The 18003-nt window shown below is 55.4% G+C and carries 18 protein-coding genes; 9 read left to right on the top strand and 9 right to left on the bottom strand.

Annotated elements, in window-relative coordinates; genetic code table 11:
• Window positions 1-138 precede the first annotated feature (138 nt).
• A complete protein-coding gene (gene dtd, locus HG15A2_RS18475; RefSeq protein WP_145062136.1) occupies window positions 139-576 on the top strand; it encodes a D-aminoacyl-tRNA deacylase in 438 nt (145 codons plus the stop codon).
• A 273-nt stretch (window positions 577-849) separates the two neighbouring features.
• Here the strand turns inward: dtd and HG15A2_RS18470 are convergent, their stop codons facing one another.
• Window positions 850-1083 carry a hypothetical protein gene (locus HG15A2_RS18470; RefSeq protein ID WP_145062135.1) on the bottom strand — a complete coding sequence of 78 codons (234 nt, stop codon included), beginning with the start codon at window positions 1081-1083 and terminating at the stop codon, window positions 850-852.
• A 247-nt stretch (window positions 1084-1330) separates the two neighbouring features.
• Between HG15A2_RS18470 and HG15A2_RS18465 the strand changes: the two genes are divergently transcribed.
• Window positions 1331-2344 (top strand): aspartate-semialdehyde dehydrogenase, encoded by a 1014-nt coding sequence (locus tag HG15A2_RS18465; protein ID WP_145062134.1) that lies wholly within the window; start codon window positions 1331-1333, stop codon window positions 2342-2344.
• Between the two features lie 187 nt (window positions 2345-2531).
• Window positions 2532-3368 (top strand): tRNA pseudouridine(38-40) synthase TruA, encoded by an 837-nt coding sequence (gene truA / locus HG15A2_RS18460; RefSeq protein WP_218932077.1) that lies wholly within the window; start codon window positions 2532-2534, stop codon window positions 3366-3368.
• Window positions 3369-3488: 120 nt separating this feature from the next.
• Here the strand turns inward: truA and HG15A2_RS18455 are convergent, their stop codons facing one another.
• On the bottom strand, window positions 3489-3932 hold the full coding sequence (locus tag HG15A2_RS18455) for a hypothetical protein (protein ID WP_145062133.1): 444 nt from the start codon (window positions 3930-3932) through the stop codon (window positions 3489-3491).
• Window positions 3933-4356: 424 nt separating this feature from the next.
• Between HG15A2_RS18455 and HG15A2_RS18450 the strand changes: the two genes are divergently transcribed.
• The 3 genes from HG15A2_RS18450 (at window position 4357) to HG15A2_RS18440 (ending at window position 8128) form a co-directional block, all read left to right on the top strand.
• Complete coding sequence (locus HG15A2_RS18450; protein ID WP_218932076.1) at window positions 4357-5820, top strand: mechanosensitive ion channel domain-containing protein; 1464 nt, start codon at window positions 4357-4359, stop codon at window positions 5818-5820.
• 231 nt (window positions 5821-6051) lie between these two features.
• Complete coding sequence (locus HG15A2_RS18445) at window positions 6052-6945, top strand: serine/threonine protein kinase (RefSeq protein ID WP_145062131.1); 894 nt, start codon at window positions 6052-6054, stop codon at window positions 6943-6945.
• A 187-nt stretch (window positions 6946-7132) separates the two neighbouring features.
• Complete coding sequence (locus tag HG15A2_RS18440; RefSeq protein ID WP_145062130.1) at window positions 7133-8128, top strand: acetyl-CoA carboxylase carboxyltransferase subunit alpha; 996 nt, start codon at window positions 7133-7135, stop codon at window positions 8126-8128.
• 205 nt (window positions 8129-8333) lie between these two features.
• Here HG15A2_RS18440 and HG15A2_RS18435 read toward each other — a convergent pair whose 3' ends face one another.
• The gene (locus HG15A2_RS18435) at window positions 8334-9095 is read right to left on the bottom strand and encodes a CvpA family protein (protein ID WP_145062129.1); all 762 of its coding nucleotides are present in this window, start codon (window positions 9093-9095) and stop codon (window positions 8334-8336) included.
• 315 nt (window positions 9096-9410) lie between these two features.
• Between HG15A2_RS18435 and HG15A2_RS18430 the strand changes: the two genes are divergently transcribed.
• Together HG15A2_RS18430 and HG15A2_RS18425 are read left to right on the top strand one after the other, a co-directional pair.
• Window positions 9411-10304 (top strand): metal-dependent hydrolase, encoded by an 894-nt coding sequence (locus tag HG15A2_RS18430; protein ID WP_145062128.1) that lies wholly within the window; start codon window positions 9411-9413, stop codon window positions 10302-10304.
• Between the two features lie 35 nt (window positions 10305-10339).
• A complete protein-coding gene (locus HG15A2_RS18425) occupies window positions 10340-11122 on the top strand; it encodes a 3-ketoacyl-ACP reductase (protein ID WP_145062127.1) in 783 nt (260 codons plus the stop codon).
• A 126-nt stretch (window positions 11123-11248) separates the two neighbouring features.
• Here the strand turns inward: HG15A2_RS18425 and HG15A2_RS18420 are convergent, their stop codons facing one another.
• From HG15A2_RS18420 to HG15A2_RS18400, 5 genes are all read right to left on the bottom strand, one after another.
• Window positions 11249-11719 carry a hypothetical protein gene (locus HG15A2_RS18420; protein ID WP_145062126.1) on the bottom strand — a complete coding sequence of 157 codons (471 nt, stop codon included), beginning with the start codon at window positions 11717-11719 and terminating at the stop codon, window positions 11249-11251.
• A 174-nt stretch (window positions 11720-11893) separates the two neighbouring features.
• Window positions 11894-13117: a glutamate 5-kinase gene (proB, locus tag HG15A2_RS18415; protein WP_145062125.1), complete on the bottom strand. Its 1224-nt coding sequence runs from the start codon at window positions 13115-13117 to the stop codon at window positions 11894-11896.
• A gap of 148 nt (window positions 13118-13265) precedes the next feature.
• The gene (locus HG15A2_RS18410; protein ID WP_145062123.1) at window positions 13266-13550 is read right to left on the bottom strand and encodes a hypothetical protein; all 285 of its coding nucleotides are present in this window, start codon (window positions 13548-13550) and stop codon (window positions 13266-13268) included.
• A 200-nt stretch (window positions 13551-13750) separates the two neighbouring features.
• Window positions 13751-14860 carry a S1C family serine protease gene (locus HG15A2_RS18405; RefSeq protein WP_145062121.1) on the bottom strand — a complete coding sequence of 370 codons (1110 nt, stop codon included), beginning with the start codon at window positions 14858-14860 and terminating at the stop codon, window positions 13751-13753.
• 91 nt (window positions 14861-14951) lie between these two features.
• On the bottom strand, window positions 14952-15893 hold the full coding sequence (locus HG15A2_RS18400; protein ID WP_145062119.1) for a S1C family serine protease: 942 nt from the start codon (window positions 15891-15893) through the stop codon (window positions 14952-14954).
• 576 nt (window positions 15894-16469) lie between these two features.
• On the opposite strand from HG15A2_RS18400, the gene lexA reads away from it, so the two are divergent.
• A complete protein-coding gene (gene lexA / locus HG15A2_RS18395) occupies window positions 16470-17072 on the top strand; it encodes a transcriptional repressor LexA (protein ID WP_145062118.1) in 603 nt (200 codons plus the stop codon).
• A gap of 2 nt (window positions 17073-17074) precedes the next feature.
• Here lexA and HG15A2_RS18390 read toward each other — a convergent pair whose 3' ends face one another.
• Window positions 17075-17854, bottom strand: a complete 780-nt coding sequence (locus HG15A2_RS18390) for an NIPSNAP family protein (protein WP_145062116.1) — start codon at window positions 17852-17854, stop codon at window positions 17075-17077.
• Between the last annotated feature and the right edge of the window lie 149 nt (window positions 17855-18003).

Here is an 18003-nt window from a genome sequence, read left to right as displayed (position 1 = left end):
GCCACGGATAGTGCGGATGGCACGGATTTGTGACGAATTCAATTCGAATGCTAAGTTCCATCAGTGTCGATCCGTGTTATCCGTGGTTAAACTGATTGTAAGCTTGACCCTCTCCCACAATCCCAAAGCTGATTCAGCATGCGAACCTGCATCCAACGTGTTTCCCGTGCGAGTGTTACTGTTGCCGGCGAGGTGACGGGCCAAATCCAACGTGGCCTGCTTGTCCTCTTAGGCGTGGCACCCGAGGATGGCGAGAAGGAAGTGCGCTGGTTGGTCGACAAAATCACCGGACTGCGAGTCTTTCCCGACGAGGAGGGGAAGATGAATCTCTCGCTGGGCGATATCGGCGGTGCGCTGCTGGTGGTGAGCCAGTTCACTTTGCTTGGTAACTGTCAAAAAGGTCGGCGGCCCAGTTTCATCGGCGCAGCACCTCCTGAGCTGGCTGAGCAGCTTTATGAACGCTTCGTCTCAATCGCAAGAGAGCAGGGCACGCCAACCGAAACGGGTCGCTTTCGGGCCGACATGCAAGTCGAGCTTGTCAACGACGGGCCTGTGACGCTTATTATTGAAACTTAAGGGCGTAAACAGGGTTCTTCTTGATGAACCACAGAGGGCACAGAGGGTCACAGAGAAACTCTCGTGGGTAGCACGAGCCATGACGCAACGCGCCAAGAGCAATGTAGCACTTTGAATTATTGTTGTTTTGCATGAAAATGTTCAAGCTTCTTGAATCAAAAACACTCCTTTTACAATGTGCAAATCGCCAAGGCTCTGGCTGGACGTCAACAGTGCGTCTACCTGAGCCTCCGTGTTCTTCGTGCCCTCTGTGGTTCAAAAAAGAAGTGCTGACTAGGAAAATAAAAAAGATGGGATCCCATCGCTCGAAGGAGCGGCCAGTCCGTTGGTTCCGCTCCGTCGTCGGCTCTGCCAGCCGCGTTCGCGATCACCGCTAGTAGGGCAAGTCCCCTGGCTCCCGGGAATCACTACCGACCGATCGGTAGTGATCATGTTCAAGCCAAGGGATTCTCCCGTTTGCGGTCCGCCGCTGTCGCTGGCAAAAAGCCGTCGTCGAACAGGGGCCATTCTAACGAAGTGGGTGGCCAAAATCGCGTGGATAATTAGTGGGGGGCAGACGTAGGGTATCGTCGAGTGGAGCGAGGCGAACCATGAACGATGGGGCAAGGTACGCCTCGCTCCACTCGACAATACCCTACATTACGTGGCCAGTATTCCGTGAACATTGCCACCTGGGCTGGGTCCAAGTAAACTAACCAGCTTGGCGATTCTTCGCCGTCCCTACCTTGGAGCTATTTACCAGGAGAACCGTGTTGTGTTTGATTCGATTGCGATCGTGGGTGCCACCGGTGCCGTAGGCCGTCTTATTCGCCAGTTGCTTGAAGAGCGAGACTTTCCTTACAAGAAGATCACGTTCCTGGCCTCTGCACGTAGTGCCGGCAGCACGATCACCTTCAAGGGCGAAGAGCACACGGTTGTGGAGCTCAAGCCGGAGGTGTTCGACGATATCGATCTAGCCATTGGCAGCACGCCTGACGATACGGCGGAGCAGTTCGTCCCTTGGGCGGTCGAGCGTAACTGCGTGGTGATCGACGAAAGTGGTTTCTGGCGCATGGATCCTAAGGTGCCGCTGGTGGTGCCCGAGGTAAATCCCGAGGCAGTGCGCGATCATCAGGGCATTATTTCCAGCCCTAACTGTTCCACCACGCAGATGGTGCTCGCGATGAAGCCACTACACGAGGCGGGCAAGATCACGCGCGTGATCGTCAGCACGTACCAAGCCACTAGTGGTGCTGGCGTGAAAGGGCAGAGCGATCTCATCGAAGGCTCGAAGTCATTCCTCGCGGGCGACGATTACAAGTACGAGGCGTTTGCCCACCCAATTGCATTCAATCTGATTCCGCAGATTGGCTCGCACAAAGAACAAGGTTATACGTCCGAAGAAATGAAGATGGTTTACGAGACGCAGAAAATTTTCGGCGATGACTCCATCAAAGTGTGCCCCACTTGCGTTCGTGCTCCCGTGAGCAATTGCCACAGTGAGAGCATCTTGGTTGAAACCGAGAAAAAGATCACGGCTGAGCAGGCCCGCGAACTGTTTGCCGCAACTCCTGGCATCAAGGTGATCGACGATCTCGACACCAGCAGCTACCCCATGCCGAAGGATTGCGAAGGCAGCGACGACACTTTCATCGGCCGCATTCGTGAAGACCTGTCCTGCGATAACGGCATCGCGTTTTGGTGTGTGAGCGACAACTTGCGTAAGGGTGCTGCCACCAACGCAGTTCAAATTGCGGAATTGTTGGTGCGAGAAGCGGCGACGGTGTAGTTTGCTCAGGGTTTCTTTTTTGAACCACAGAGGACACGGAGGACACAGAGAGCAACTCGCGATCTTATGCCTTCAAGAACCGTGTCATGCCGTCCAAGAATTTAAAAAAAAACAGTCCATCAAGTCATGATGGTCTAAGGTAAACGTAAATCAGCTAGTGACTGATAAGAGCGTCCAATAAACCTCCGTGTCCTCTGTGGTTCAAAACATCGTGGCCGGAAGCACCTGGAAAATCACGCTCGCTTACGACGGAGCCGACTTTTGCGGTTGGCAATCCCAACCCGAGCGTCGCACCGTGCAGGGGGCGTTTGAGCAGGCTTGGCTGGACATCACTGGCGAGAGCGTGAGAGTTAACGCCAGCGGGCGAACTGACTCCGGCGTACACGCCATGGGGCAAGTCGTGGGAGTGCAAACAGAGAGCGAACTGCCCGCCGAGCGCTTACTCGGCGGGTTGAACGCCAAGCTGCCGGACGATGCGACGGTGGTTTCCGTGGAAGCAGCGCCGGAGGGGTTTCATGCGCAGCATCAAGCGAAGAGCAAGCGGTACCGTTACGCGATCCACAACGACCGAAGGCCGTCGGTAGCGCTGCGGCGCAACGCTTGGCACGTGCCGCAGCAGTTGGATATAGAGGCGATGAAGAGGGCAGGGCAGGCGCTCCTAGGAAAGCAGGACTTCGCGAGTTTGGAGTCAGTGGGCTCGCCCAGGGAGTCGACCGTGCGCACGATCTTCTCTGTCGAAGTCATTGCCGCTCGCGATGAAGGTGATAGAAACAGTGCCGCCACGCCTGAAACTATCCCGCTACCCCTCCCACCCTACGAACTTAACTCGCTCATCCTAATCGATGTGGTTGGCGATGGGTTTCTCTATAATATGGTGCGCACGATTGCCGGTTCGCTGGTGCATGTCGGGGCAGGACGCAAGCCGGTGGAGTGGATGGGTGAAATGCTGCTGGCCAAAGATCGAAAAAGGGCAGGGCAGACAGCGCCGGCGCATGGGTTGACGTTGGTTGAGGTTGGGTATTAGGGATGGAGGATGAGAGGAATAGTGGTAAGGTTGCGTGGTGAGTGATACCTCTTTAGCTGCGGGCTCACAGGCCGCTTGGGACTGCGTCGGCTGGAACAAACGCGTTTCGTATAGCAGGCACTAGTCGTTCGATTCGATGTAGCTCTGAATCGTCGAGCATAAGCTTTTGATCGTTTCATCGTCCATTTCTTTGAGGATTGTCTCCTTTCTCTTATTATTTATATGCACCCAGAGGCCTTTCTCGAATTCATTCTTCCTGAACTCCACAATCGACGTGAGTGGACACTCGATTGAGGTCTGTACACCGGTTTCTCGATCGCAAAGTCGCATCGAAAACTCTTCTTGCCCAATCATGAAGTCCGCACGTGGAGGAACTTTTTTGCTGCGGATTGTGCGCACTATGACTGAACCTATAAGCCAGAGGGGAATGAGAACTACTGATAGTACATCGAAGCTGACAACCCACTGCGGTATGGGCAAGTAAGGTCTTTGCATTGGAATCGCGATGTGTAGTCGACCATCCACTACTTCGCTCGTGTATTTCGGCTGGGCTTCGCTTCGCATTTTCGCCTTCTTAGTCTTGATGTGTGCGAGCACCAATCCTACGGAAATTCGCCTCTCAATTCCATACTAGGCTGCTTCACGCGGGTGGCACCGACAGTCGTACGCATTAGATTTGACCACCTCACAAGCATTGATCGGACGATTGCCGGCGTGCACAGCACGAGAGGTTGGCGATTTTGAAACCCGAGGACCTCTTGTCTCTGACACCGACACTCGGCCTCCCATGCGAACACGCCAAAACAACTCCTTGAGGCCGGAGTGTCGGTGCCACCCAAAACTTGGGTGTTGTAGCATGGTTCACGAACTGCCAAATTCCCACCATACTGTTGCTTCGTCTCGCAATCGACATGCGAAATATCAACCGGACGCTAACGCGTGGCGGCTGATTGGTAGAAGTCAACAAGCATGGCAGGGGAGTGAAAGCATGCAGTTTCAGCACGGGCGAAGCTTATTGGGGTTTCTACTGGCGGTATTTCTTGTGGCTGCCACGCCAGCTTGGGTGAATGCTCAGAAGGACGCTCCCGCTACGGCGGAAGAAGCGATCGAAAAAACCGAGGTCGAGCCCAAAATTGCTGACCAGGTGAATGTGAAGCCGGAGGCTGAGGATGAGGACATCTCCACGCGTCTGGAACGCATCTTGGGTGCGTCCGGGTTATTCAGCGATGTCGAGGTACGGGTCGACGAGGGGATTGTTTTCCTAACGGGTTCGACCAAGAGCGAAGAAGCTCGACAAAAGGCTTCTGACCTAGCGAACAACACGCAAGACGTGGTGATGACGGTCAATAATATCGAGATCGTGAAGCCGAGCATTTGGGACTTTTCTGCGGCAGAGATGCAAATGAAACAGCTCGTGCGCGATGTCGTGCAGTCAGTGCCAACGCTATTGATTACGCTCGCGCTCTTGGTGCTCACTTGGTTTGCCGCGAAGCTGATGGGGAGCTTGGCCTCGTGGTTCTTCGGGCGGCGTGTTGAGAATGCCATTCTACGACGACTGCTTGTACAAATCCTCGTCGCACTGGTTTGCATCGTGGGCATCTATCTCGTACTGAGGATTGCCGGGCTCACGCGACTAGCAACAACGGTGCTCGGCGGTACGGGACTATTGGGTTTGATTATTGGTATTGCATTCCGCGACATTGCCGAGAACTTTCTTGCCAGTTTACTGATCAGTTTGCAGCGACCCTTTCTGCCGGGAGATCGGATTGAAGTCGACGGGAATATGGGAGTTGTACAGAGTGTGACCACGCGTGGCACGATGATCATGACACTCGACGGCAATCATGTACATATTCCTAACTCGACTATTTATAAGAATGTGGTGCGGAACTTCACCGCGAATCCCAACTCACGACTTGAGTTCGTCGTCGGAATTGATTTTGAAGATAGCGTGGCAGAAGCACAGGAAGTAGCCGTCAATGCGATACGCGAGCATCCGGCAGTTCTTGATGAACCCGGACCCACCGTGCTCGTGGAAGAATTGGGAGCATCGACGGTCAATTTGCGAATGCAATTCTGGGTGGATACGAATGAGTATGAAGGTCCCAAAGTACTCTCCGCCGTGATACGCAAGGTGAAAGCTGCTTATGAGAAAAGCGGCCTCACGATGCCTGATGAAGCGCGTGAGATTATCTTCCCGAAATCGGTGCCTGTGCGGATGCTGTCTGAGCAATCGCAAGCGGCTGAGCAATCAGCTGCAAGCGAGAAGCAAGCAGAAGTCGCTCGCAGGGCAGAAGCCGAGGACGACAACGTGACCTCGGCCGAAGGAGGCCTGCACAGCGACGAGGAGGCACTCAAGGAACAGGCGAGGCACTCGAGAAAAATGGACGCCGGAACGGAGTTGCTAGATGAGAATTCTAGCGAAGAACAAGGGCAGGGGAGTGGAGAGTAGCTCCTATGGCAATCAAGGGTGGCATGAGTAGCTTGCTACCCTTGACGGAAGCTCAGGGAAGTGTGCCCTGCTGTTTATTTTGACTCTGCTCGTCAATATGCCCCTTCAAGTTCCAAGGGCAACAAGTTGCCCATGCCACCCTTGTATGGTGTTCCCCGTTCTGGTTATGGCGATTAAACTGGTAGAGCAACTTTCGCCAGATTCTCGCTTCACAACCAATACACACCCTCTATGTCTACCGGACGCGAATTTGTCGGTCCTTACCGCATGTACCATCTCATTAGGGCGGGAGCCTTGTTTGAGATTTGGGCAGTGCGCCCCGTGGCGGACAATACGCAATTCGCCATGAAATGGCTGCCGCCGGGTGATCGGCATGCCAAATCGGCCGCCGCGGAGCTGAAACACGAGTTCCACGTGGGTAAACAGCTTGAGCACAAGGCGATCATCGAGACGCACGACTTCGGTACGTCTCGCAAGGATGGTACCTGGCTGATCATGGAGCTTTTCAAGACACCAAACTTGAAGCAGCAAATTCAGGCGGGCATTGAAAACTTGCACTGGCGACTCGAAGAGGTGCTAGACCTAGCGGCCGACGCGCTGGACTCTATGCACGACTCGGGCTGGGTGCATCGCGATATCAAGCCAGACAACTATCTGGTGAGCGACGACAACGACGTGCGCTTGATCGACTTCAACTTGGCGATGAAGATCCCTAAGGGTTTAGGCAAGCTCTTCAGTAGTAAAACGCCAGTGCAGGGCACTTACAGCTACATGGCGCCCGAGCAAATTCGCGGCAAGCTGTGCGACGAGCGGACCGATGTGTACAGTTTCGGCGTGATGGTGTACGAAATGATGAGCGGCAAAATGCCGTTCACCGCGACGAGTCCTGCGGAACTGTTGCAAAAGCATCTCGGCACTAAGCCGCCCGACTTGACGATGCTGCAAAAGAATATCCAGCCGGAGTTCGCCCAGTTGGTGCATCGCATGCTGGCGAAGGATCCTGGAGATCGACCGGAAAATTTGAAGCAATTCCGCCGCGAGTTAAAGGCAGGCCGGTGTTTTCACATTAAGCCAAAGAAGCCTGATCCTGAGGCGGCTGACAAGGACAATTTGAATCAAGAATAATCAATAAGCGTTTTCCCACACAGGCACGGAGGTTCACGGCGGGAGAGAATAGGACGCGGATGAACGCAGATCTGGCGGATTTTTGCAGATTGTATTTATCCGCTTTGATCCGCGTTCATCAGCGTCCCATCATTCTCTCTGTATACCTCCGTGTCCTCTGTGGTTCAAAAACAATAGAAGCTGCGCTATGTCAACAACTGCATTGAGTTTACCGTTCGAGAAACGGATTACCGAAATTGAGGACACGATTCGCAAGCTCGAGGTTCTCGAGCCGCGTACTGGGGATGTGCGCGATCAGATTCGTGCGCAACGCAAGGTGCTCAATGAGACTGTGAAGAGCATCTACAGCGGGCTCGATCCTTGGGAGACGGTTCGTGTTGCACGGCATCCTGATCGCCCGCAGCTGACTGACTACATCGATCTCGTGTTCGATGAGTTCGTAGAGCTACACGGCGACAAGTTCTTTGGCGACGATCGTGCCATGCGAACCGGCTTTGCAAAGCTCGATGGCATGAAGCTCATGCTTGTGGGCCATCAGAAAGGCAAAACCACCAAGGAGCGTACTGAGTGCTTCTTTGGCTGCGCGCATCCCGAGGGCTATCGTAAAGCGATGGAGAAAATGAAGTTGGCGGCGAAGTACGGGCTACCGATCGTCACGATGATTGACACGCCGGGGGCTTATCCAGGGATTGGTGCCGAGGAACGCGGCCAGGCTCAGGTGATTGCCGAAAGTATGATGGCCATGTCGCGGCTGCCGGTGCCAATTATCTGCGTGGTAATTGGCGAAGGCGGCTCTGGCGGTGCTTTGGGCATCGGCGTGGGCGATCGTGTGGCCGTTCTGGAGTATGCGTACTATTCGGTGATCAGCCCCGAGGGCTGTGCCGGGATTCTGTGGAAAAGCCACGATTTCGCCCCTCAGGCCGCCGGAGCCTTGAAGATCACCTCGAAGCATCTGCACGACATGGGAATCGTCGATGATGTGGTCGAAGAGCCGCTGGGCGCGGCTCATCGCGATCCCTACCAAATGGCTGGTCGGCTGAAGATGTATCTGTTGAAAACGCTCCGCGAGCTGGAGCAAATCCCCACCGACGAACTGCTCTCGCAACGCTACGAAAAGTACCGCCAGATGGGACGGTATCTTGAGGAATCTGAAGCGTCGAATTCGACTTCAGAGAACTCCTAAAGAGATCGTCGCTTGCGTCTTAGTTGTAACGGCAACCCGGTCCGAAGCAGCCGCTAAGCCGCAAGCGGGCGATACTACTAACGTCCGATAATCGTTGTTATGTTCGTTTTTGGGCTATTTTCCCCGCTACTTGGGGCCCCTGCCGTCTTATGCCCATTCTAGAGATGACGGTTGATCACTGTTGGTGTGACGCTATTCCCTAGTCTCAACGCGTGCTCGTTGAGGCGGGCCAAGCCGGTGTGCGTGTGTCGCGCGGAGGCAGTGGCTGTGGCTCGTTTTGCCACGGGTTGGTAGGTGTCTGCTGGCCGACTGCAGGCCCGCTGTTTTGGCTGGTTGAATTAGCGCTGCTGGGCCAAATACTGCCACCCTGCCCGGCCCCTTGAGTGTTTTGGCGGGTGCTTTCCCAGAGCCTGCCAACGGTCTCTAAACTACCGGCATGCGGCGACTGATAATTGGGATCCAGACGCTCTTCGACTTTCTGGATTGTTGGTCCCACGATGTCGTGAATCTCTGGCGGGACGATGGAATCGGCTTTGTCAAGAAATTTCACGATGGTTTGCCCAGAACCGCTGGCGACGATTCGCTGTTTCTGCTCTTCCCCGAGCAAGGTTACTGCGAAGAACGTAATTGCGATGCAAAACAGGATGCCCTTGCCGAATCCGACGAGAGCCCCCATCTGGCGGTCGAATTCCTTTAGTCTGACACGATCGATCGCTCCTGAAACCATGCGGAAAATCATCCAAATCACAAACGACGTAGCCGCGTAAATAATGAGCATGGCCAGGAACTTGTTCCACGGCGCATGCTGGCTGATTCGTGGTGCCAACTGGTCGGAAAACTGATGAGCGGCAAAGTAGCTCACCACGATCGAAGCGATCGAAGCGATTTGCCAAGCGAGGCCTTTCCAGAAGCCAAATAGCGTGGCGGCTCCAAGAACCACCAGCATGAGGATGTCGTAGGTTTGCATATTGGTGAGGGCGCGGTAAGCAGGAGGGAGTGGGCGGTTAATGGGTGGCAGAAGTATATCGGTGACAACGGAGCATGCGAATAGCAGTCGTGCTAGCAAGCTCTCACAGGACTTGTGCCGTGCTCATGCTAGCGCTGCTAGCTGCGGTTTGCATTGGCGGAAGGTAGGGCGGTTTGTTAGTTTTCGCCTCTCAAGCTTGCGAGTGAGAGAGACACGTTAGCCGCCGACCTTGGTCGACGTGTGCTTTCCTTGTGAGCCGCGCGTCGACTAAGGTCGGCGGCTAACACATTGAATCGGTTTGAGCGTACTCAACCCATGTCAAACTTCCGCACTCATGTGACCGTTAGTACCGTGCTTGGCATCGGCTACACGGGCGTGGGTGCGCTGAAGGGACTGCCGATCGAGTCCGCGGTCGTTGCTGGTGGGTTGTGCGGAGTGGCCGGCATGCTGCCGGATATCGATAGCGACTCGGGCATACCACTGCGCGAGACGATGGGCTTTGCCGCCGCCGTGGCACCGGTGATGCTTATGGACCGGTTTCAAGATATGGGCATGAACTACGAGCAGTTGGTCCTTGCCGGTGGATTGTCGTACCTGTTTGTCCGCTTTGCCATCACGCGACTCATTGCACGCTACACGGTCCATCGTGGCATGTGGCATAGCATTCCGGCGGTGCTGATTTTTACCGGCATTGCCTTCTTGGTTTCAGGGACAGAGAATCTCCAGCTGCGCTATTTCAAAGCAGGTGGTGTGCTGTTGGGATCGCTATCGCATTTGATGATGGACGAATTGAACTCCATCGAATGGAAAGGTGGTCGCTGGCGATTCAAAAGATCTTTCGGCACTGCTCTGAAGATGTACGGCAAGAGTTGGTGGGCGAATTTTTCCACCTACGGCAAGTTGGCGCTCGTGGGCGTGCTAATTCTCAGCGAGCCGGCTATCATGGAAGAGTACGGGCAGCTTTCGCCCGTGGTGGTTGATCGAGGGGCCTTCCGCGACCGACTACGCGGCGACCCCGATGCGGGCCAGGCATTGATCGTCGAAGGCTCACCAAGAGATGGTTATCCGCGAACTACGGACGAGCCGTACGCGCCAGTACTCGATGCGGACGGCAATCCCATTCCGCTCTCCGAACGACCGCCAGAGATTCGTCGCGATCGTACTATTTACGACACCGCCAAGCGTGTCTGGAAGAGCTGGATTGATTGATACTGGGTAAGAAAACTAAGTGAAAAGAGAAAAACGTGAGCAACGAAAACAATGTCGCGCTCGTCACGGGCGGTAGCCGTGGGATTGGGCTTGGAATCTGCAAGGCACTGGTCGCCGACGGTTGGAACCTTGCCGTTAATGGCATGCGCGACGAACAAGCGGTGAGTGAGGCGATGGCGTCCTTACGAACTGACGGCGCTGAGGTTATCTACTGCCAAGGCAATGTGGCTGATGCCGACGCACGCGCCGCGATGCTCGACCAAGTGGAACAGCACTTCGGGCGATTGAACTTGCTCGTCAACAACGCTGGCATCACCTCGCCTGGTCGCAAAGATATTACTGAAGCTACCGAGGAAGGTTTCGATCAAGTGATGGCAGTAAACTTGAAGGGGCCCTACTTTCTCACACAGCTGACTGCACGCTGGATGCTCACTCAAGGTGAAGCGGATGAGAGCTTCGCCGGGACGATTGTAAATATCTCGTCTGTATCGGCAGCGATCCCTTCGCCCGATCGGGGGGACTACTGCATCTCACGTGCGGGCACATCGATGGCCACAAAATTGTGGGCACGCCGCCTCGGCCCGCACGGAATTAATGTGTATGAAATCCGCCCTGGAGTGATCCGCACCGACATGACTGCCGTGGTCACGGAGAAGTACGACCGGCTGATCGAAGAAGGCCTGCTCGCCCAGCCACGCTGGGGCACTACCGAAGATGTCGGCCAAGCCGTCGCCCTGCTGGCCAGTGGCAAGCTGAGCTACGCCACAGGAAACACCATTCACATCGATGGCGGGTTGGAGCGTCTGCGGACGTTGTGAGAAAAGAGATTGCGGAGTGGTTAACCAAAGGCAAGAGAGAAACGTTAGCCGCCGACCTTGGTCGACGCTCGGATTGCATGGCGTCCGCACGTCGACTTAGGAAGCAAGTTCTCTTGACGAAGAAAATTACTCCACCGCAGCATCCATCGCTGCCAGCACGGCCACTCCGCGGTTGATGTCGCCCCGCAGCTGCCGAATTACATCTCGGCGATAGCGGGTAAGCTCGGCACGCTGTTCACGGAGACGTTGAACATGCTGGTGCGAAGCCAAAGTTTGCAGGCGCCAGCTTTGCTCTGCGTTATAGGCGGGTGTGTAGAAATTGAAGCTGCGGAACCCGCGGTAATTTTCCACGCGGTCAGCTGCCACGAGAGTCTCTGCCTCGGCCAGCCTGATTTGCCGATCAAGCTCGCGAACTAATCGCGGGTACTCTACGAAGCGAAAGTTGTGCATCTGCCGCTCGGTAGAGCGTATGGCAGCAACCGCCTGAGCTCGCGTAGGCTGCGCCTGGTTCTTCGCTGCGGGTGCGAACGGCGGGCGAGCGGCCGCGATTGTGGCGACGCAGAAAACGGAAAGCAGAAAAGGAATAAATCGACGCATGACGAGACTCCAGAGAGCCAGTGGGTAGAAAGAGTGCTCTGAGTTGGGATGAGAGCGCCAGAGAAACAGTGCTGCCCGCCCTACCCTTCCAGACTAATCAGAGCCTCGCCACATTGCGAATTCGTCAGCACGATCGCGCCAACCGGAACAGGCGGAACGCTAGTAAGTGAGTGCCTACGTCTGCGTTTCTGAAATAACGAGCAGATTGTCGCGATGCACGACTGTGCGATAGGGACAGTGGCCAAGCACCTCGGCGATCTTGTCACTTGGTTGCCCGAGGATCTTCGTTAGTTCCACGGACGTGTAGTTGGTCAGCCCGCGCGCGAATTCTTGGCCGCTTTCATTGCACAAGGAGATCACATCCCCGCTGTCGAAAATACCGCTGACACCCGTGATGCCCACCGGGAGCAAACTGCGTCCTTGCTCGGCAACGGCTCGACATGCCCCCGCATCAAGCAGTGCCTTTCCTTGGGGTGCGGCGGACCAGCCGATCCACCGTTTGCGCGCATCGACGAGTCGCCCTTCGGGAAGAAAGAGAGTGCCCACTTCTTCACCGGCAAGAATACGGGTGATAACATTTTCGCGACGGCCATTGGCAATCACTACGTTCTCTCCCGCCGAGGTTGCAATCTGGGTTGCTTGCAACTTGCTATACATGCCGCCGGTACTCAGCCCCCCGCCCTGCCGTCCGACATCTGCACTATCGTGAACCAGCTCAGTCTGGGCCGTCTCTAGATCAGTGACCACGGGCATCACCTCGGTGTGCTCAGCGGCCGGGTTGCCGTCGTACAGGCCATCGATGTCCGAGAGCAGTATCATCAACGGTGCTTGTAATAGGTTGGTGACCAGCGCGGCGAGGCGGTCGTTGTCGCCAAAGCTGATCTTTAGTTCTTCGACGCTTACCGTATCGTTCTCGTTAATGATGGGGATGGCGCCGACCTTAAACAGTGCGAGTAGCGTGTTGCGAACGCTCAGGTAGCGGGCCCGATCTTGCAAGTCTTCGGCAGTCAGCAACACCTGGGCGGCGTTTAATCCTTGGGGAATCAGCGCGTGGTTGTATGCCTCGATGAGCCCGCTCTGGCCCACGGCGGCGGCGGCTTGAAGTCTTGCGAGATCGCTGGGCCTTTCCTTCCAGCCCAGTCGCCCCATGCCGGCGGCCACAGCACCGCTGCTTACGAGTACGACTTGCCGGCCGGCGTGATGCAACTCAGCGAGCTGGTTGGCGATCGCTGCGACCCGCTCGTCATCCAGTGTGCCCGCACCAACCGCGCCGGCAGGACGCGTCAACACGCGCGTACCTACCTTCACGACAATCGTGTGGGCGGCGGTCATGATCTCTTGGCGAACGATATCCCCGGATTCAGATTCGACGGGGAACGTGGGGAATTGGTGGCTCATAGGAATAGCATGATGGGCGTTGCTGTTGGAAGCAACGGCAAAGGGCGGTGGTAACCGGTATTGGGAGCTTGTTATCCCGTCAGGAGTCGTGAGGAGCGGGAGGGAAATCACCCACCAAAAACCGCCTAGGACGATCAGGCTGTGGTACCTAAGAGTCTCCGGCGGTAATCAAGACTCGACCCTGGTAGGTAACTTCAAACGAAGACGCAAAATCGAAATCCGGATGTTTGAGCAGAGCTTCGGTCAACTTGCGAACTCGCTCATCAGAGAAGTCTCCATGAAAGCGAAATTCGATTCGGCCAGGAACGACCATCGCGGCCAAGGCATTGCCCTTACTGTCGTCCGCATACCGTATTCCCGGCTGTCGCACATCACGATGCTCCGTCGTGCGTGGAAACAGAATAGCGCCTATGTCATTTGCCAAAAGTTTCAAAACGTATCCCTCTGATTCTACGAGCGATTGAACAGATTCGAAACCATAGACTTTCATTCACACCTCAATTGCAGACACTTGTGCACTGTTAATCCTGTGTCCTGTTAGTCGTATTATAGCCGCTTTGAACAGCCGCCACTAAGGTGCGATTGGCGTGTAACTTCGAGGCTGCTTTGCGTGAACATGGCAGAACTCTATACCTACTGCGCCGGCGAAGTAATCTTTGCCGCTTCCAACTCCGGCCGGCGGGGGGCCAGTTTGCCGCTGCGGAGATCGAACAGCAGGTCCGTGACGGTTTGCACATCCAGCGCATAAGTCTCTGTTCGGCCGGAGCGGGCGATGTTCACGCCGACGGACTCCCCATCCAGGTTCACCAACGGTCCGCCGCATTGATTGGGCGCGAGCACTGTGTCGTGCTGAAACACATCGGGGAAACCAAAGCGGCGCACGCTCAGCTTACCGCCCAGGGAGTTCTGAAACTGGCTGCGACTTTGCCGCCAGCCGGGAAAGCGTCCTGAAAGAGTTGCTTCGACGGTAAGTGTCTTTGAGTCTCGCTCCAGAGTGAGCTTCACACGATCACCCGGATTGAACTTGCGCACCGTTTCAATGAGCTCCACGCGCGTTGGAATTGGAGTCTCGTTGATGCGTATGATCAGGTCGTTCTCTTTCACGCCGGCACGCTCGGCACCGCTTTCGGGAAACACATGCACTACCAGTGGTTTGTTGGCCTGATCGAGCTGAATCCCCAGCACGCCGGGCTGTGGGGGCACTTCGCGGCCAGGCACGCTTACCACCCCTACTGCTTCGGGATCACGCTGCGTTCCCACAGTCGCTACGAACGAGCCAACCGTGGCCGTTTTGCTGGAGAATCGCAGCTCGCGTAGGTTGGTCGCTTCAATCTTCAAGAGGGCCAGGTCGTGCTCGCCACTTATGCCCACAATGTCCGCCTTGTAGGTGCGTCCATCTTTGAGCCGGCACGTGACATCGCCACTCAGGGGGCTTGCCTTGGTGAGGATCCATCCATCGGCGCCCACGATCGAGCCCAAGGCGACTTGCTTCCCATCGGATCGAACTCGCGCCGTGGAGTGCGACGCATTGCGGACCACATCGCGAAACGCCGCGCGCACATGCGGTCCATCCGCCAAGCGCCAGCGTGGCACAAGCAACTGGTCGAGCCCAAAGGGGACATCGCGCTCCTGCTCAATGGGGGTAAACCCGGGAGCAGCTTCTTGTGCCAATGCACTTGGGCGACATGTGCCCAGAATGCATAGGGCCAGTACGGCGAGCATTGTTGTTGAGTGGGATTTCAAGACGGTCCTCTTGCTTCGATCTGTGGCATGATTCAATGCTGCATCATATCATCTGTGGCTATTCTCTATTTCAGTCAGCTCACAATATCAACTATTCTCGTTCGATCTCATCCGCGGTAATAATCTTGACACTAACCGTGCGATTGACGCCGTTGCGTTCGTAGGTGATCTTCACGGTTGCCCCTGGATCTTGGAAAAAGACAATCCGCGAGAGTTCTTCAAAAGTATCAATTGGTTTTCCATCGATGGCCGTAATCACATCGCCATCTTCGATGCCTGCCTTGGCAGCAGGCAAACCGGCGATGGACTTCACGACCACGCAGCGGCCTTGGATGGTGCGACCAGAGACGCCAATCACCGGGCGATTGGCTAGCATTTCGTCGCTAAGGTGTCCGCCCCAAACTTCGCCGGCCAGTAGACGATCCCACGAGTTTTCGAAGCCGGTCGTGGCAACATGAAAATTGTGCGTAACGCGCGGTCCGATGCTGCTGTGAATGCCCACGAGCTCACCACGCATATTGAATAGCGGCCCGCCGGAGTCGCCACCGACCAGTGTGCAATCAGTACACACTACTTCATCTTCGCGAAACAACACACGGCCCAATCGAACTGGCGGCGCGCGACCTTCGATCAGGCCTCCCGGTTGCCCTGTAGTGACGACCCATTGTCCGGCAACAAGCTCGGTGCCCTTGGCAATCGGTGTGTATGGCAGGTCGTCGGGCGGGTTATCGATTTGAACCATCCCGGCGTCGATGTCGTGATTGGCACCTAGGCTCTTGCCGGTAAACTTCCGGCCATCGGGCAGTACGATCATCACGCTACGGCTGGAATCACCAATCACGTGGCCGGCGGTGAGGATCAACCCTTCAGGGTTGACGATCACTCCGCTACCGGCGGAACGCCCCAGCTGCAGTGCTACCGTCGATGGCAAGCAGCGTTTGATAACCCGCTGGAGCTGCGCTTCGATGCGTTGCAGGTCTTCGACATTCCGAGGGTAGCGAGCCTGGAGGGTGAGTTCTGTGGCTGCAGACACTTCCAACGACGATGGCCCGCTTTGCAGATCGGTAGTCGTGAGTTGAGCCTTTACTTGGGAACTGCCGGCCAGCAGGATCGCCAGTAAGAAGACGCCGGTGACAACGATGACTTGAAACGTGAAATACCGGGGCGACGAGCGAATGGCTGACTCCTGTTGCAGCTAGTTGTTCGAGATGCTTACATTTTCGCATCGCGCTACCAAATCGGCAACAAGAGAGTTTTGCTACCCTCGGCCGGAGCTGCTCACTGGGCCATTTTCAAGCCCCGAATAAATCGAATAACACTAATTTCTTGCGTAAACAGAAGCTTTCCCCGAGAATTCCACACTGCAATATTCGTGTGATTCGTGCAATTTGTGGTTCATTGGGGCATGACCTGGGACTCAATGCGACGAGACGATGGACATCTAGATTGCGGATTCCACTAAGTTTCAGCCGATAACTGTACAAACGCTATTGACGATGTACGCCCGTATATTAGGATGATAGCGTCGATTGCACCACAATTTATGCTATTGGCGGGCTATTTTGACCATTCTTAGCCCTATGAATTCCTCCCGCAAGCAAGGACCGCGATGAGCCTCGATCAACTGACCAAACGCCAACGCGAAGTGTACGAGTTCGTTCGCGACAAGATCCAGGGCCGCGGCTACGGGCCGACCGTGCGAGAGATTGGCGAGCAGTTTGGCATCAATTCTCCCAATGGCGTGATGTGCCACTTAAAGGCATTGGAAAAAAAAGGCCTCATCACTCGTGAGCCCAACATGTCCAGGGCAATCCAGCTCACCGACGCTGGACTCGTGGATCAGGGTATCCCGCTGGTAGGGTCGATTGCTGCGGGTAGTCTGACTGAAGCGATTGAAGACGCCGAGCTATTGGACTTCGACGCAATGTTCCCTGCGAAGAAGAACCACTTCGCCTTACGTGTGAAGGGCGATTCGATGATCGAAGCCGCCATCGCCGATGGCGACATCGTGATCTGCAAGAAGGCGAAGAACGCCAGCAAGAACGACATCGTGGTTGCGATGACCGACGAGGGCGAAGCGACTCTCAAATACTGGATCCCTGAAGGCAACCGCATCCGTTTGCAACCGGCCAACAGTTCGATGGAACCAATCTACGTGCGTAACGTGCAAGTGTTGGGTATTGTAACAGGCGTGGTGCGCAAGGTTGGTTAGCACTACAGCTGCGAATACGGTTTCGCCACCCAATCGCTTTTGTGGATCTTGCTCACGGTTCCTGCGTACTTCTTGACCTTACTGTAGGCCTTCCAGTCAGGGTGCTGCACGAACTTCGCCCAATTTGCGTCCCGCGTTTTCGCATCGTCGTGAACGGTCATGTAGGTGAGATTTGGCAGCTTATCGCCGATCAATGCTTGCCCCATGAACACAGGCATCACATTGCATTCGAGAAAGATGGGCACTTCACCCGAGTTGAACATCTCGACTTTGAGTTGCCCAAGCCTTTCGGTGGCGCTCTCATAGGTGCGCAGCTCAAACAGTTGTGCCCTGCCCTTTTTGACATACTGCGAAACGATTGCCTGCGGCCAAACGTCGAACGATTGTAGCAACTCACTGCGAATCCGTTTCACCAGCGGCTTGTCCGAGGGCGTGCTGTGGTACGCTTTGGCGGCCAGTTGGTACGTGTCATCTTTTGCCAACTTAGCGGTTGCTGTGGTGACAGCCTCGGCAGACTGGCCGGCAATCAGCAGCATCACTTCAATGCTTTCGCTTTCGCCTGCTTGATCAAAGGCTACATTCGGACCGAGGCCCTGACGCTCCAGCGCTGGTAGAAGTGCTTTTTCCAGATAGGCGTCGAGCTTCTCTTCCGCTGCTGCATCAACCAACGTGTAGGTTCGAAGCTCAAGGAACTGCTTCTTTGCGGCATCCTCTTTCTCTTGAGCAAAGGTAGCGCTGGTCAATGTCACGAGGGCGAACAGAAATAATAGAGGGCGGAGCATGATGGACTTTCAAGAATGAACAATGTTGTAATGGCATGAGCCTACCATCGGGCCACTCGATAGCCAAGGAAGGCAATCTATTTGAAGCGGCGGCGATCCTGTTGATGTAGTGTGCCGTAACGGCGCCAAGCTTGTTACGGCCTACGTTG

This window comes from Adhaeretor mobilis (assembly GCF_007741515.1).
Classification (GTDB): domain Bacteria; phylum Planctomycetota; class Planctomycetia; order Pirellulales; family Lacipirellulaceae; genus Adhaeretor; species Adhaeretor mobilis.
Note: the sequence above shows the minus strand (reverse complement) of the source record. Positions and strands in the feature narration are given on the sequence as shown.

Bases quoted from the DNA above. Each gene is read 5' to 3' on its own strand.
- dtd (WP_145062136.1), top strand. From the start codon at position 139: ATGCGAACCTGCATCCAACGTGTTTCCCGTGCGAGTGTTACTGTTGCC.
- HG15A2_RS18470 (WP_145062135.1), bottom strand. From the start codon at position 1,083: ATGGCCCCTGTTCGACGACGGCTTTTTGCCAGCGACAGCGGCGGACCG.
- HG15A2_RS18455 (WP_145062133.1), bottom strand. From the start codon at position 3,932: ATGCGAAGCGAAGCCCAGCCGAAATACACGAGCGAAGTAGTGGATGGT.
- HG15A2_RS18450 (WP_218932076.1), top strand. From the start codon at position 4,357: ATGCAGTTTCAGCACGGGCGAAGCTTATTGGGGTTTCTACTGGCGGTA.
- HG15A2_RS18445 (WP_145062131.1), top strand. From the start codon at position 6,052: ATGTCTACCGGACGCGAATTTGTCGGTCCTTACCGCATGTACCATCTC.
- HG15A2_RS18440 (WP_145062130.1), top strand. From the start codon at position 7,133: ATGTCAACAACTGCATTGAGTTTACCGTTCGAGAAACGGATTACCGAA.
- HG15A2_RS18435 (WP_145062129.1), bottom strand. From the start codon at position 9,095: ATGCAAACCTACGACATCCTCATGCTGGTGGTTCTTGGAGCCGCCACG.
- HG15A2_RS18430 (WP_145062128.1), top strand. From the start codon at position 9,411: ATGTCAAACTTCCGCACTCATGTGACCGTTAGTACCGTGCTTGGCATC.
- HG15A2_RS18420 (WP_145062126.1), bottom strand. From the start codon at position 11,719: ATGCGTCGATTTATTCCTTTTCTGCTTTCCGTTTTCTGCGTCGCCACA.
- proB (WP_145062125.1), bottom strand. From the start codon at position 13,117: ATGAGCCACCAATTCCCCACGTTCCCCGTCGAATCTGAATCCGGGGAT.
- lexA (WP_145062118.1), top strand. From the start codon at position 16,470: ATGAGCCTCGATCAACTGACCAAACGCCAACGCGAAGTGTACGAGTTC.
- HG15A2_RS18390 (WP_145062116.1), bottom strand. From the start codon at position 17,854: ATGCTCCGCCCTCTATTATTTCTGTTCGCCCTCGTGACATTGACCAGC.